Source organism: Zooshikella ganghwensis DSM 15267 (assembly GCF_000428585.1).
Classification (GTDB): Bacteria; Pseudomonadota; Gammaproteobacteria; order Pseudomonadales; family Zooshikellaceae; genus Zooshikella; species Zooshikella ganghwensis.
Genome location: NZ_AUAF01000122.1, coordinates 1 through 14,230 on the forward strand (window position 1 = coordinate 1; position 14,230 = coordinate 14,230).

General features: G+C 38.1%; 12 protein-coding genes and 1 pseudogene. 7 read left to right on the forward strand and 6 right to left on the reverse strand.

The features are described 5' to 3' along the window. Window positions 1-213 (reverse strand): transposase family protein (locus tag F607_RS30685; RefSeq protein WP_420864436.1); only part of this gene is annotated, 213 nt, incomplete at its 3' end. 64 nt (window positions 214-277) lie between these two features. Here F607_RS30685 and F607_RS33700 point away from each other — a divergent pair. Both F607_RS33700 and F607_RS0119900 read left to right on the forward strand, forming a co-directional pair. Further along, window positions 278-460, forward strand: a pseudogene (locus tag F607_RS33700) (ATP-binding protein); the annotation flags it as partial. Window positions 461-788: 328 nt separating this feature from the next. Next, window positions 789-1,130, forward strand: coding sequence for a GFA family protein (locus F607_RS0119900; protein WP_027709491.1), 342 nt, complete (start codon window positions 789-791; stop codon window positions 1,128-1,130). A gap of 333 nt (window positions 1,131-1,463) precedes the next feature. On the opposite strand, the gene F607_RS0119905 is transcribed toward F607_RS0119900, so the two are convergent. Continuing rightward, a complete protein-coding gene (locus F607_RS0119905) occupies window positions 1,464-2,312 on the reverse strand; it encodes a transporter substrate-binding domain-containing protein (protein ID WP_027709492.1) in 849 nt (282 codons plus the stop codon). Window positions 2,313-2,678: 366 nt separating this feature from the next. Here F607_RS0119905 and F607_RS0119910 point away from each other — a divergent pair, with 366 nt between their 5' ends. Next, window positions 2,679-3,593: an SPFH domain-containing protein gene (locus F607_RS0119910; RefSeq protein WP_027709493.1), complete on the forward strand. Its 915-nt coding sequence runs from the start codon at window positions 2,679-2,681 to the stop codon at window positions 3,591-3,593. 188 nt (window positions 3,594-3,781) lie between these two features. Here F607_RS0119910 and F607_RS0119915 read toward each other — a convergent pair whose 3' ends face one another. The 3 genes from F607_RS0119915 to F607_RS0119925 all read right to left on the reverse strand — a co-directional run bounded on the left by F607_RS0119915 (window position 3,782) and on the right by F607_RS0119925 (window position 7,258). Beyond that, window positions 3,782-4,360, reverse strand: coding sequence for an FG-GAP repeat domain-containing protein (locus F607_RS0119915; protein ID WP_169719825.1), 579 nt, complete (start codon window positions 4,358-4,360; stop codon window positions 3,782-3,784). 469 nt (window positions 4,361-4,829) lie between these two features. Then, the gene (locus F607_RS0119920; protein ID WP_027709495.1) at window positions 4,830-5,687 is read right to left on the reverse strand and encodes a MurR/RpiR family transcriptional regulator; all 858 of its coding nucleotides are present in this window, start codon (window positions 5,685-5,687) and stop codon (window positions 4,830-4,832) included. A gap of 275 nt (window positions 5,688-5,962) precedes the next feature. Further along, window positions 5,963-7,258, reverse strand: a complete 1,296-nt coding sequence (locus F607_RS0119925; RefSeq protein ID WP_169719826.1) for a YdgA family protein — start codon at window positions 7,256-7,258, stop codon at window positions 5,963-5,965. Between the two features lie 605 nt (window positions 7,259-7,863). Here F607_RS0119925 and ald point away from each other — a divergent pair. Then, the gene (ald, locus tag F607_RS0119930; protein WP_027709497.1) at window positions 7,864-8,985 is read left to right on the forward strand and encodes an alanine dehydrogenase; all 1,122 of its coding nucleotides are present in this window, start codon (window positions 7,864-7,866) and stop codon (window positions 8,983-8,985) included. A gap of 190 nt (window positions 8,986-9,175) precedes the next feature. Here the strand turns inward: ald and F607_RS0119935 are convergent, their stop codons facing one another. Then, complete coding sequence (locus tag F607_RS0119935; RefSeq protein ID WP_084611343.1) at window positions 9,176-10,807, reverse strand: peptide ABC transporter substrate-binding protein; 1,632 nt, start codon at window positions 10,805-10,807, stop codon at window positions 9,176-9,178. A 382-nt stretch (window positions 10,808-11,189) separates the two neighbouring features. On the opposite strand from F607_RS0119935, the gene F607_RS0119940 reads away from it, so the two are divergent. The 3 genes from F607_RS0119940 (at window position 11,190) to F607_RS0119950 (ending at window position 14,017) form a co-directional block, all read left to right on the forward strand. Continuing rightward, window positions 11,190-11,765 (forward strand): hypothetical protein, encoded by a 576-nt coding sequence (locus F607_RS0119940; RefSeq protein WP_038291896.1) that lies wholly within the window; start codon window positions 11,190-11,192, stop codon window positions 11,763-11,765. Between the two features lie 502 nt (window positions 11,766-12,267). Beyond that, complete coding sequence (locus tag F607_RS0119945; RefSeq protein ID WP_038291898.1) at window positions 12,268-13,038, forward strand: substrate-binding periplasmic protein; 771 nt, start codon at window positions 12,268-12,270, stop codon at window positions 13,036-13,038. A gap of 274 nt (window positions 13,039-13,312) precedes the next feature. After that, window positions 13,313-14,017 carry a sulfite exporter TauE/SafE family protein gene (locus F607_RS0119950; RefSeq protein WP_038291899.1) on the forward strand — a complete coding sequence of 235 codons (705 nt, stop codon included), beginning with the start codon at window positions 13,313-13,315 and terminating at the stop codon, window positions 14,015-14,017. Window positions 14,018-14,230: the final 213 nt, after the last annotated feature.

Consider the following 14,230-nt stretch of genomic DNA (forward strand, 5'->3'; position numbering starts at 1 on the left):
TATCCCATTAGGCAATTCTAGAAAGCCTTGAAACCATGCTTCCTTGGCCTTACCAAATCGCTCAATAGCAACCCAATCATCTGCTCCACACAACGCAGCACAAATCGTAATAGTAATGATATCAACCAACGTATGACGACGATGGCGTTCAACTCGAGGGTCGTCTAAGTGACTAAAATGATCTGCAATTGTATTATTTTTTTCCAATGTGATGCTCTAAGTCAGTTGCTAATCATCCTATTATACTGATTTTGTTGTATTTTTATATGCGATTGCCCTGCCCTTCTCGCAATGGTCAGGAGCCTTTGCCAATGACCAAACACTCACTGCAGCCCTTTTAGATCGTCTTTTACATCACGCACATATAGTTCAAATTAGCGGCCATAGTTACCGATTAAGGGGAAAAAAGATGGCTGGTATTACACCTGAAATGAATACCAACGTAACAATAACCAATTAACGAAACCAAACGTAGGGTGGGTCAGTTTTAAATTGCTGGATTACCAGAAAAGTGGGTCAAAATTCAATTGCTGTTGACAATTAGTTTGGTTGCATGAAAAAAATCCTTTAATATTACAGATTATCTAGTTTAGACCAAGCTTGAGTTTTAAGTAGATTCTATGGAAAACTAAAACATCCAAAGTAATGATGTTGTCTAAATTGGCAGCTGAAAATGATCTTTAAATCTTGTTGATGATAGCAAGTTTACAAAGTGCTTAGTATTATCAGTGATTTATCATGAAACACTATTAATAGTGCATATTTTTATACAGAAATAGAGAGAATACATGAAACTGTACTGTCATTGTGAAAATATTAAAGTGGAAGTGGCAAAACCTGAACAGGTTACAAGCTGCAATTGTTCCATTTGTAGCCGTTATCAAGCATTATGGGGGTATTATAAACCAGATGAGGTTGAAATTAGTATAGGCTCTGCTGGAGAGAAATGTTATTCATGGGGTGATAATGAGATAGCGTTTGTACACTGTAAAAACTGTGGCTGTGTAGTTTACTATCGTACAGTTGCAGGTAGCCCAGAGCCTAGGGTTGCTATTAATTTTCGAATGATTGATGAAACGATAGCTAAAGAAATACCTATATGTTTTTTTAATGGAAAGGAACTGCTGTAAGCGTTCATAAGGGCACCTCTAAAAATAGTGATTTTTTTGCAAAAGCAAGGAAGTACTGCACGGATAACCGCAGTGTATAAGGAAGACATGAGAATTTGAGTACAGTGCTGACACAGCTATTATGAAAAAGGTGCATTTTTAGAAGTGCCCATAAGGAGATTGGCGTTACAAAAAAACTTACCTATCTTTTTGTTCGACTATATTTTTCATGAATCATTTTGACGTGCGCTACCTACCCAGAGTACTTAACCTAACAGGCTTAAATAGACCAGACCAGGTCCCCTAAAAAAACTTAATTTTGGGTGTCTGTTTTTTAAAAAAGTTGATATTAGATTAAATTTGACTAAATAGTTTTGAGTAATAATTCAAGATAGTAGCAATTTGTTGTTCATCGATAATTTGAGGTATTACACCATACTCAAACAGTATATTTTCTAGCTGACCACTTGAAAAAAGCATTTTCATACCATTGTTATACATAACTCTGAGCTTTCTACCCTTGGTATCTGAAGAAAAGCCAACTAGGTAGACTTCTTGAAAGCCTTGTGTAAATGTGAAATTTTTAATATCAATATTGTTTTGATGAGCAGTTTGCTTTATACCCTCATCATAGTCAATGAAGTAGTCAAGACGTCCTTGGGTTAACATTTTGACACCTTGAAGAACATCATTAACATGAAAAGTGTTGTAGTGACTTTCTGGTAAGCTAATTTTTTTTTGAAACTCATAGCCTTTTACCCATCCCAGGGTTTTTCCTGAAAAGGACGTTGCATCACTAAAAAATGTATCCTGACTATGAAAATAATCAACATTACCAATATCTATGGGAATATGAGAGTAGATGAGTGTAAACGATCTAGTAAACTCGCTTTCTACCAAGAAAATATCATTTTGCAGTGTTTCAACTGAATAGCGTGCTCTACGGTAAGGCATTAGTGAAATATCTAATGTCACTACTTTTTCATCAAAGATCGACTTTAGTATGGTTAAGTATAAACCACTGCCATCTTTATTCGTATAGCCAGGCCAATGAACGGTAGCAATGTTGATTGATGGTTTTGTAGTATTTTCTGGGCTGGAAAGAGAATAAGGTGATATAAGTAATATACTGGTAATAGATATGATATAAAAGATGTAACATAAAAATCGAGCTTTGTTAATGTTGTATAAAAGTATGCTCATGACGGGTCCTAATATGTAGACCTAAATATTGAGTAATTCGATTATAAACTAAGTCTGGCGTCGTTTAAGCTCCTTTTACAATCGTGAGTATAACTTATTCATAGACTTTAATATTTTAGTCTTCCTTCTACTAAGCAGCAAGGTAGATAGATAAGTATGCTGTATAATATGAGAGGTTAGTAAATATCTAGGCTCTGGTTAATGTCGTAAGATTTACTCATAACGAACCATTTTTATGGGAGTTATTCATAGCGCATACTCTCTTGGACCCTTAACAGGTCAGACTAGCTCCTCTAACAAATCTTCGTTTTGGGAATATCTCAGCAACTAATGATTGAGTGTTTAATCATAAGGTAAAATTAATTTATGAAAAAATCAGTAATCACATTTTTGGGGTTTTATGTGGTTAATCAGGATGAGCTGGGTGTTAGGTTAACACTTGGTAAGTTTTCGGGTCAAGTTGCTCCTGGGTTAGGTTTTTGTATCCCTATTTTACAAAAAATTTATACCACAAAAAGTAGTATTCAAACTATTGATTTACCTAATCAACAAGTCGTTTTAAATGGTAATGTATCGGTTACAATATCAGGTACAGTACATTTTCGTGTTGTTGATTCTGAGCAAGCATTACTAGAGGTGGTTGACTATCAGCAAAGTATTAAACAGTTAGCCCTGACAACAATTTCTGATGTGATCGGTACAAAAACCATTGAAGAGGTCAGAGGGCAAAAAGCATCAATAGCAGCTGAAATTGAGGATGTTATTCGTGGAACAACCAAGAAGTGGGGATTGGGTGATATAGACATACGTCTAACAGATGCCAGTATGGAACCAAATCTGTTGCGGGCTATGATGCGTGAGACAGAAGCAAAAAAAGAAGCCACTGCCCAGCGCATTAAAGCCGAGTCAGATCAAATAACAGCAGATATTTTCTGTAAGGCGGCACGTCTTTTGGCCTCCTCACCTGGTGCTATGACTCTTAGAATATTACAGACACTTAGCGATATTAGCAGTGATAAGTCAACGGTCGTAGTGCCTATCCCGATTGAATTATTATCAGGTTCAAACAGTTTGACAGCTCAATATAATGACATTGTACCAGTAGCGGATATCGAAATGGTGAGTGATCAGGTTTTTTGTTATTGCCCTAGTTGCGAACAACGATTCAATATCTCTGAAGTAACAAAAAATGAACGTTATGATAAAAATCCTGATTTACCTGGAATTCAACTCTCTTGTACTAAATGTAAGACATTATTTTCAGTATCTAAAATGAGATAAATTAATGTATAGATTGAGTATCGGCAAAGAAGTGGGTGTGCAGTACTTAAATAAAGTTACTTGTCGAGCAGGTATCAGGAGCACTGATAGCAGTAGAGACCAAGGATGGTCATCTACTGCGTGAGGCGCAAGTTATTTCATGCGCTGTATGGGTACAGTCTACAGTACACTGCTGTTTTTATAGTGTTTTATTCTTCAATAACGCCCATGGGTGTTTTTGCAAAAGAACCATCACTTTGCCCAAGGTATACAAATGTTTTTGGTTTTGGTGGTCTTTTGGGTTTATCTTTATCATTAATTCCATTGATATCATTTTCTGGACGTCTAGGTTTTTTCTTCGGAGGAGGGAATGCGGTCACTATTTTATCAACTCTTCCATCGTTAGTAAGGTCTGCAAAGTTAACCATTTTTATTGCTTTTTTAGGTAAGTAGGCAGGGTTATGTGTTAAACCTTCTTTGCAAAAGCTACCATCACCATTTCCAAGAAAAGTCACTGACATGGCTCTTGGCGACATATGTGTGGCAATAACTTTATCTAAATTACCATCACCATTAACATCCTCAAATGCTTGAAGGGGCATGGGTGGGGGCCTGCGAGGCTTTCTTTTTTTATCTTTTGGATCAGGACGATCTGGGCCGTCCAAGTTGCTGGTTGTACTCGCATCTGAATAATTAATATGTGAATTTGTGATGTTTTCGGCAAAAATGGCACAAGATAGTGTAGACGAAATAAATAGAGCTAGTGTTGTATTTAATGTGTTTTTCATTTTGTAGTCCTTTACAGTATGTTTTAAGTTAAAAAAATCATACATATTCGTTTGGCTATCACCTCCTTGTTAATATATTTAGAAATTAACTGCGGAAAAGATTTAATGTTTTATTAGGCTAAAAAATAGTTCAACTATTTAAGACTTATGATTGGAGATATGAAAACTATAGCAGGGTAATTTAGTTTGAGGTGATTAATAATGTATCATTTTGTCTCGGTTATACTGGTTAAAAGTGTGTGATTATATAGACTGTCTTTGCTGGTGAGATGATAATAAATGGGGTTGTTAACGTTAATTGGAATATGGTTATCTTCTTACATAATGCTAGTTAAAATTCGCTATTTAATGCGTATTATTTTGCTGTTTTTAAATTCCTTGATTTTAGGTAATTTCGTATCGCAATAGTGGAATTATATTGATGGGGATTATTTAGGCGGTTACACAGAATTTTTTACAGTTTCCTTTATTAACTTAATGTAGGGAATGATCCCTTCATCTCTGCTTCGATACGAGAGGCCAAGCTAATAGCTATGGCTTGTGTTAGACCCAGTGATGTTGTGAGTGATCGAAATGAGCGAACTTCAGCTTCTTTCACTACAAAGCAGACGTCAGCATATTGTACCAGTGGACTTAGTTGACTATCTGTAATCACAATCAGAGGTACTCCACTTGGTTTTGCAGTAAGTGTATCTTGAGTTTCTGTGGCATAAGGTTTAAAACTTATTGCAATCAGTGCATCATTCTCAGCTAACGTTGTTGCTTGTTCACGGTACATACCACCTACACCATCAATCAAAAATGCACGCTGATCAATGTGTCGAAGAGCATAAGCAAAGTAACTTGCAACAACAAATGAACGTCGAAAGCCCACTATATGAGTGGTTTGTGCTTGGTAAATAATACTGACTGCTTTTTCTAAATCGTTGGCATTTACTTCTTTTATAAGCTGATCCATAGCCACCATATTACTGGTGGTAAACTCCTCAAGGATTTTCACTGGAGAGTTATGCTGGCTGGAGTGTGTTTGACTGTGTGCGAGTCGAATCCATTCGTTAAAGCTAGGTGTATCTTCAACCAGTTTTGCTCGAAATAGTTTTTGCATATCGCTAAACCCCCGAAAACCAAAGGCATTAGCAAACCTTACAAGGGTTGAAGGGGGGACATCTGCTTCATGAGCAATCACTGCAACAGTACCAAATGCGACATCTTTTGGTTTTTCAAGCATGAAATGGGCAACTTGACGCAGGCGTTTACTTAATGTTTTGTGTCTGGAGGTGATTTCCGCTTCAAGTTCTGCCAGCGTTTCTGGTGGTATGCTGGTCATAGTACAGCCCCTTCATATTGAACCTTATTATGTTTTTTTATAGCGCAAAGTGCCCAAAAATGAAATATATATTTTATTTTTAGGCGCTTTGGTCAAAATACCCTAAATACCGAGATAAAATGAAATATTCATTTTGTTTTATGTCTGTGTGGGCATGTATATTTTGGAGTTTACGAGGATGATATGACAAAGCTTGTGGCAGGCGGTGGTTGATGGGAGGCAGTAACCGCCTGAAAGAGGCCCCCAGGTATTTTTTGGGGGCACAGTCAGAGAGGTTACATCATTTTTTGGTCATTAATGGTTAGGCTGCCGTCGGTGAAATCGACTTTAGCTTTTAGTTGGCCAGCCTCTTCGTTTAAAACACCCTGTTGAATATACATTTCCAGTTGAGGTGCCATCGGTGACTCCATCAGTAAAGCTTTAGGTACACTGACATTGGCTTTTGCCTGAATAGCACCCAGCATAAAGAGTGGATTACTCAGTAACATAGGGTTGTCTGTCTTAATGGACGCCAGTAAGTCAGCATCAACATTACCTTTTTGTGTTGCTGCATGCAGCTTGGATATCTCGATAGAAGGGCCTTGTTTTAAAATAGCCTGAAAATGAGGCTGCAGTTGGGCAAAGTCAGGTGGTGTTGGGTTAGTTTGCTGTAAAGCTTGCTGCTGCCAATTTGTCATCACTTGTTGTATAGCTACCAGGGGCTTAGCAGCAATATTGTTAAGCTTTAAATTGAGGATAATATCACTCGCTAGCTTTTCCTTATCAATGGTGACAGCGGCAAATCGTAAATTTGCATTTGCATTAATGGCTTCAGCTTGTAGTTCAGAGTGGGCGGTCATTGAAAAACCCTGAAGATTTACTTGGCGGAATGCTGCACCACTAGGCTCAGAAAAGGTTAAAAAGTCAATATCGGCTTGATCATCACCCACCCAAAGTGATTCTAGGACACGTGTTTTATCAGAGCTAAATGTCATTTTTCCCATATTCAGGGTGCCATCCTGGCTATTGAGGCTCATACCTTGCCAATGACCTGATGCATTAAGTTTATCGGCTTGTGGCGTAATACTGGCGGTGATTTGCGCGGGTTTAACTTCAACTTTGTTACCGTTTTCTTCAAGGGAAAAAGGTGTCAGTTTGATATCAAATGTCGTTTCTCCGGAAAAACCTGTGACACTGGAAATCACTAACGGTTTTTTATCCTTCCAGAGCATGCTGATGGCTTCTTGTGCTTCCGCTGAGTATTGTAGGTCAGTTGTTGTACTGGCTAAACCAAAGAGAGGATTTTTACCCCAAAATATGGGACCATGTTGAATACTGTGCTGCATATTAAGGGTGATAGGGGCCTCATCTTTAGGCGAAATCTGTAGTTCTGTTGAAGCCTGTGACTGAAACCAGCCCCGTTGATAGTCTTTTTTGACTGAATAGCTGATCAGGTGTTGGTATTCTTGCAGTGCCTGCTCTAATTGGACAACACTTGCGTCATAATGCTTTTCAGCCTGAAGGCCTGAAACAAAAGGCCCTCCAGCAATCACTATGGCGAGAATAACAACTATAAACAGTAATTTTTTCACAATAAACATCCACTCTTTTTGTTAATAGATATATCCAGCGTAAAAGCTATAAGCAAACACGTAATGGGTCACGAGCCGCATTCAAGTTTTATCGTTGCGTGTTTAACGAAACCAACAACCGTCGTATTGCTTTTAATCCTAGGCTAAAAACGACAACTTAGAGAAAGCTTCCTAATACGAAAGGAGGGTATTGGCAAATTCCTTTCTTCACGCTGGAGGGCTACCTGAAAATACATTTTCCCATCTGCGGATAACTCCTGGCAACAATACAGGTGTAATTGTGGGAAAAAAATTGTTGCGTTAAGTGACTTTGGGGTGAAATGGGGGAGCAATAAATAGGCAGTACGATTGAGATCCTTTATTAAGTGCACTTTGGATGTGATCAATGCTTGATAAATGAATAATGAGTCTAGTTGATATTACTGATTAAAGTGGTTTAAATAGATGATATCACTGTGTATTTAGAAATTATAATAAGAATCACTATGCTTTTTGGGCTAAACTTGTGAAAATTTTCTGCAACAAATTCAGCTATTTATCATTCAACAAACAGCTATAGTGTTAATGCTGGACTAATGACCCAAGTATAAGGGAGGCAGTAGACAATGTTGATTGGTGTACCTAAAGAAATCAAAAATCATGAATACCGTGTTGGTTTAACACCCGCTGTGGTGAGTGAGCTAACCCAGAGAAATCACCAAGTTTTAATTGAAACTACAGCTGGTGATGGTGTGGGCTTTAGTGATGATGATTACACTCGGGCTGGTGCTTCCATTGTGGCAGATGCGGCAGCTGTGTTTGCACAGGCTGAGATGATCGTGAAAGTAAAAGAACCGCAAGCTGTAGAGCGGAAGATGCTTAAAGCGGAGCAGACGCTCTTTACCTACCTTCATTTAGCACCTGATGTGCCTCAAACAAATGATTTGATTGCCTCTGGTGCAACCTGTATTGCTTATGAAACGGTTACCGATAGTTTTGGTCGTTTACCATTATTAGCGCCTATGTCTGAAGTTGCTGGACGTATGTCCATTCAGGCTGGAGCTCACTGTCTTGAAAAATATTGTGGCGGTCGTGGATTGCTGTTAGGCGGGGTTCCAGGTGTAGAGCCAGCAAAAGTGGTTGTGTTAGGTGGTGGTGTTGTAGGCCAGAATGCCATCGCAATGGCTGTTGGTCTTGGGGCAGACGTTATAGTTTTAGATAAAAATGTTGATGTATTACGTCGCTTAGACCAACACTATGGAAACCGTATTAAAACGATATTTTCTACAGCACAGGCCATTGAAGATCATATCTTTGAGGCTGATTTAGTGATAGGTGGTGTGTTAATTCCTGGTGCTGCAGCGCCCAAATTGATCACCCGTGAGCACATTAAGCAAATGAAGCCTGGGTCAGCTATTGTTGATGTGGCTATTGATCAAGGTGGTTGTGCAGAAACCTCAGTGGCTACGACTCATCAGGATCCGACTTTTATTGTGGATGATGTGGTTCACTACTGTGTCGCCAATATGCCAGGTGCAGTAGCACGGACATCAACTCTCGCATTAAATAATGCAACGTTTTCCTATGTTCTGGCCTTAGCAGAGAAAGGCACTAAACGCGCTTTAGAGGAAGATCCACATCTTTTGAACGGATTGAACGTTGTGAAAGGTAAAATTACCTGCAAGAGTGTAGCAGAAGCACAAAATCTGTCGTATACTTCCGCCCGCGATATGCTGCTTGAAATTTAACACCTCAGGTGGTGTGTGCTGGTATACTTCGGTATACCAGGCACGCAATCTTAGGAGGAGAGCAGTTAAGCGAGAAAACCGATGATTTAACGCAGCCCAAACTCTACTTGAGGCAGGGCTGCGTTTTTTTATGCCTGTTATTCAGAGCATGAGTGTAGCCCCTTTTTTGAGGCCACGGTCATATTCTTCGTTAAAGTTGAATTTTATAAAGGTCTTTGGATAAGAAATTATCCAGTGGATTGCGGTTAGTGAATCCGCCAATGCTGGGTTTAACTAAATTTTTGGAAACGTAGTAGTATAAGGGAATGATCGGCATCTCTTCTTGTATCAGCTTTTCTGCTTTTTGGTAGTATAAACTGGGGTTATCAGCTACGCTTGCTTTAGTAAACAGTTGGTCAAATGTTTTATTGTTCCAACGGCCATAGTTTTGTTTGCTGTAGCTGAGTAACGTACTGAGCATAGTGGATGCTTCATTATAGTCACCATTCCAGCCATCTCTTGCGACGACAAAGTTACCTTCCTCCTTGTTGGTGAGAAAGGTTTTCCACTCTTGGTTTAATATTTCAACTTTGACATGTTTTAGGTTTTTTTGCCACATGGAATAAAGTGCAATAGCCACTTTTTTGTGAGCTTCTAATGTATTGTATATCACTTGAAATTTTAATGGATTTTTTTCTGTTATACCGGCTTCCTTTAAGTATTTTTGAGCGAGTTTAATTCGTTCTTCTTGTGTCATGTTGGCATAGGGTGAGTCAACAGCTTCATAGCCATCAACATAAGGTGGTATGTAGTTATACGCTGGAATTTCACCTAGTCCCAGTACCTTTTTGGCTATAATATCCCGGTCAACGGCCAGTGATAGGGCTTTACGGACTCGGACATCATCAAATGGCTTTTTAAGTAAATTAAGCGTGTAATAATAAGTAGCCACTATACCGTGTGTTTTTACTTCATCAGGTATGGTTTTTTTAAGCTTTTTGTAGTGATTTTCAGCAATAGTATGTGTGATATCTAATTCACCAGCCCGGTAACGATCTAGTTCTGTATTGGAAGACTCGATAGGATAATAAGTAACACGATCGATAACTGTTTTTTTATTATCCCAATAGTGTGGGTTTCGCTTTGACTCTATACGTTCATTCACAACCCACTTAGTAAGTTTATATGGGCCATTAGAAACAATGTTTTTTGGTAGTGTCCATTTTTTGCCAAATTTTTTTACCGTGGCTTGGTGTACAGGATAAGTCGTATAATGTGCTAATGTTTTGGTAAAATAGGGGGTGGGTTGATTGAGCGTTATTTCAAGGGTCATATCGTCTATGCCTTTGACGCCAATAGTGTCTGGTTTAACTTTACCGCGCAAAGCTTCATTGGCATTTTTGATACCAATCAATTCAATATACCAGGAGTAAGGAGAGGCTAAATTAGGGTCAACAGCACGGCGAAAGGAGAAAACAAAGTCGTGTGCGGTGACAGGATCACCGTTAGACCATTTAAGGTTCTTGCGTAGATAAAATGTATATACTTTTTTGTCATCACTAATGGTCCACCGTTCGGCCTGTCCAGGAATAATTTTACCGTCTGGATCTTCGGTTGTTAGACCTTCAAAAAGATCACGTACAACAAACCCGCCAGGTGTACCAGAAACTAAGTGAGGATCAAGAGAGCTTGGCTCAGCGCCAATACCACGCGTTAAGTGTTGAGTCTCAGCAAGCTTTGTTCCTGGGGGAACTTCTGCGGCGGTTGTCACTTGAGAAAATAAGAGGGTCGTTGATAGAGTTAAGGGGGCTAGGGCAGCTACAAATACTGATTTTAACGTCATGTTACGATAAACCTATATTAGTTTTTTATTATTTTATCTGGAAATTAGCGTAGTATAAAAATACTTCTCCTTTCTCAAGTGGTATACCTTATACCACTGTATGCTGGTAGGCAATTCAGCGAAATGGTAAAACTAATTGGTCATTATTATGAAAATAATGATATGTTATTCCTGAATTAATTTAAAAAGCAACTACAAGGAGTAAGGAGTATTGTTTTGTGTCAATGGATAAGACTATCTAGCATTATTTTCTTTAAATATAATGATTTTGTACTTACGTAGTAAGCGATTTAACAATTTTAATAAATATACGCTTAAAGCAAAGCCGATTGCTGCCCTTGCACATGTTTTGGAATAACTTATGAGGCAAAAGGAGTTGTTTGTGAAAAAGGTTAATCGTTTTTTATCATTACTAATATCTTTAGGTTTGGCTATAAGTGCTAAAGCAGAGCCAGTAAAGATTGATTTGGGAAAACGAATAATCGACTGCTATCAAATTACTATGTACCTGTGGTTACCTGAATTTTTTAAGATGAAAGGTTATGTAATCGATGAGCGAGGAGAGGTATATCAGTATTTTACAGAGAATTATTGGGAGTTTGTGACAGCGGAAAACATCAAAGATGGTCGTTCTATTTCGACCCCAGTATTAAAAAATAAGTTTAAAAAGGTGGAGCGAGCAGGCTATATAGATTTTGCAGTGCTTGTAAAGTATAAAAAGCTAATGGAGCAGGGTATAAAAGGTAAATATAGTTTTGAAGGACAAGTCATTTATGATGCACCACCTGCAGGTTGTGTTGTTTATGAGCGTGTTGGGGATGAAAGTGACCGGTATGAAGAAATTGTCTTAAAGATGACTGGTGGAATGCCTATTAATAACGACTCAACTACAGTTAAAGTACTCATTTCATGGCTTAAGAGTATGGATATTTACCATAGTATTGGGAATGATAGCTGAATTTGAGTGATAGTAATGCCGCGATGGACACGCGGTCAATCCTTCTTTGGATGTTTGCAAAATGTTGATTGGTAATGGTTGGACTTGTTTGTAAAACAGGTGCTACTCGGTGAATCGTGAGCAGTAGAGACCAAGGATGGTCTTCTGCTGCGCGATTAACAAATTGATTCATGAATGTATTAGTACAGTCAATATTCATCATATGCTGCTTTTATATGCAATTACGCTGAGGGTGCAGTAGGGATATTGATGAGTAGCTCCACATAAGTAAAAAAATGACTATTCGTTAATATGTGCCCTAAAAAATGAATTTACAGATCAAGATCATTAGGCTGTATTATTATTTACACAATTAGTATATCAAACTATCCTTAGTTTACTAGCCCATTACCGTGCCGTAACAAATTAAATTAGACTTCGTCGGGTACTTCATAGCTTTATAGGCAGTATCTTTTTTATTGAGTTGAATTTGGCAAGCTAGACTGGAGAATGATATGTGATTATGTATGTTTGTAATAACGTTCATAAGTTACTTTTAATAGTCGTAGCACTGTTATTGAATACGTTGGCATATGGTTATGCACTGGATGTGGTTACTGAAGATTTTCCTCCGTTTCAATACCTAGATAAGAATAAGAAAGTGCAAGGTATGGCAACTGAAGTTGTCAGGCTTGTATTAAAAGAGGCTGGAATAAAAGCTGAAATTAGAATGTACCCCTGGGCTCGGGCTTATAAGCGAGCATTGCAAGAAACTAATGTATTGATTTATTCGATTGCTCGGACCCGTGAGCGAGAACATCACTTTAAATGGATTGGAACGATTACGCCTTATAGTGTTTATCTGTGGAAATTAAAAAAACGGAAAGATATTCAAATACATAAAATTGAGCAAGCTAAACAGTATCTAACGGGTGGTGTACCTAAAGATGTTAAACTTGATTATTTGCTAGGGTATGGCTTTGAGGTTGGAGATCACTTGATTTTATCAAAAAGTGATGTGCAAAATCTCATTATGTTGGCGAATGAACGAATCCATCTAACCCCATTCGATGAAATTGCATTTAGCTATTCAGTGAAACAATTAGGGTATGATATTGCAGATTTCGAGCGTGCACTATATATCGAAGAGCTATCTTCAGAGCTCTATATGGCCATGAGTATTTTAACGCCAGAAGATTTGGTTTATACTTTAAGAAAAGCCTTGGAAAAGGTTAAAGGTAGTGGACAGTACGATAATATTCGCCAGAAATATTTAAATAATACTACAGATTGAGCTTTTCTGATTGCCTTTCCATTGTCAAATTAGGCAGATATTCATGTAATGTTATCATTGCATAAGCTAATGTATAAAGCATCTTAGCCTGAACTCCCCATAATGCCCATCAAATATGCATTGATTCTTAAACGAATCATATCGTGTAATGAGTTTTTGTAATCTCTTTCTTAAATGAGTAAAATTGTTGGTCTTGCTCAATGTTATTTGGAAAGGTTTTAGCACTGTATTCGGTCTAAGAGGGTTAAACATGGGGGATGGATATACTTGGAGTATGTTATTTGTTGCAGTGCTGAAAGTTTGTTTTGGATCATTTGTACAAACAGTGATCGGCTTTGGTATGGCCGTTATTGCGGCACCCATTTTGTTTTACTTAAATCCTGAGTATGTTCCCGGCCCTATAATTTTTGCTGCTTTATTTAACTGTTTGGCTAATGTGTATCGATTTAGGTCATCTTTATCAATTTCAGGCTTAAAGTCGGCTATTATCGGTCGTATTCCTGGATGTATTGTTGGTGCGGGACTATTAGTCGTTGCTAGTCAGCATTATTTGGCAATATTAATTGCCATTTCAATCTTATGTGCAGTGGTAATGAATCTGTTCAAGTTTTCATTACCCGTTAATAACCGTAATTTGTTCTGGGCAGGTTTCTTGTCAGGTGTGATGGGAATGAGTACGTCTATTGGTGGGCCTCCTGTTGCACTTGTGGTACAAAGTGAAAAAGCAAGCTTTATCAGAGCAAATCTGGCAGGTTTTTTTCTTTTTAGCTGTGTAACATCACTAATGATTTTGATACCTATGGGTATATTTACTTATGAGTATTTACTATTATCATTGCCTTTATTGCCTGCTACGCTCATGGGTAATTATATCGCTTATCATGTAGTCGATTATGTGAATAAAACACTGATACGGTACGGCACGTTATGTTTATGTATTGTTGCAGTGATACTGATGTTAATTAAGGTTTTGTCATAGTTATTTATTGCGATAGCCAGTCACGCTTATAACGGGGCTTTAGAAAAATTGATTTTGTAGTATACCCATAATGAATCATTTTTAGGTGTCAAAATGAAGTGCCAACCACTCTCAGAGAAGGGTTATTTAGGCGAGGCCACCGAGCGATGAAGCCCCAGGAGTTTAGATAAACTAAATGACTGGGGTGGCAGTTAAATGCTCCTCGGCAATAGC

Excerpts from the sequence above, each read along its gene's own strand:
- F607_RS0119900 (WP_027709491.1), top strand. The coding sequence starts at position 789 with ATGAAACTGTACTGTCATTGTGAAAATATTAAAGTGGAAGTGGCAAAA.
- F607_RS0119905 (WP_027709492.1), bottom strand. The coding sequence starts at position 2,312 with ATGAGCATACTTTTATACAACATTAACAAAGCTCGATTTTTATGTTAC.
- F607_RS0119910 (WP_027709493.1), top strand. The coding sequence starts at position 2,679 with ATGAAAAAATCAGTAATCACATTTTTGGGGTTTTATGTGGTTAATCAG.
- F607_RS0119915 (WP_169719825.1), bottom strand. The coding sequence starts at position 4,360 with ATGAAAAACACATTAAATACAACACTAGCTCTATTTATTTCGTCTACA.
- F607_RS0119920 (WP_027709495.1), bottom strand. The coding sequence starts at position 5,687 with ATGACCAGCATACCACCAGAAACGCTGGCAGAACTTGAAGCGGAAATC.
- ald (WP_027709497.1), top strand. The coding sequence starts at position 7,864 with ATGTTGATTGGTGTACCTAAAGAAATCAAAAATCATGAATACCGTGTT.
- F607_RS0119935 (WP_084611343.1), bottom strand. The coding sequence starts at position 10,807 with ATGACGTTAAAATCAGTATTTGTAGCTGCCCTAGCCCCCTTAACTCTA.
- F607_RS0119945 (WP_038291898.1), top strand. The coding sequence starts at position 12,268 with ATGTATGTTTGTAATAACGTTCATAAGTTACTTTTAATAGTCGTAGCA.
- F607_RS0119950 (WP_038291899.1), top strand. The coding sequence starts at position 13,313 with ATGTTATTTGTTGCAGTGCTGAAAGTTTGTTTTGGATCATTTGTACAA.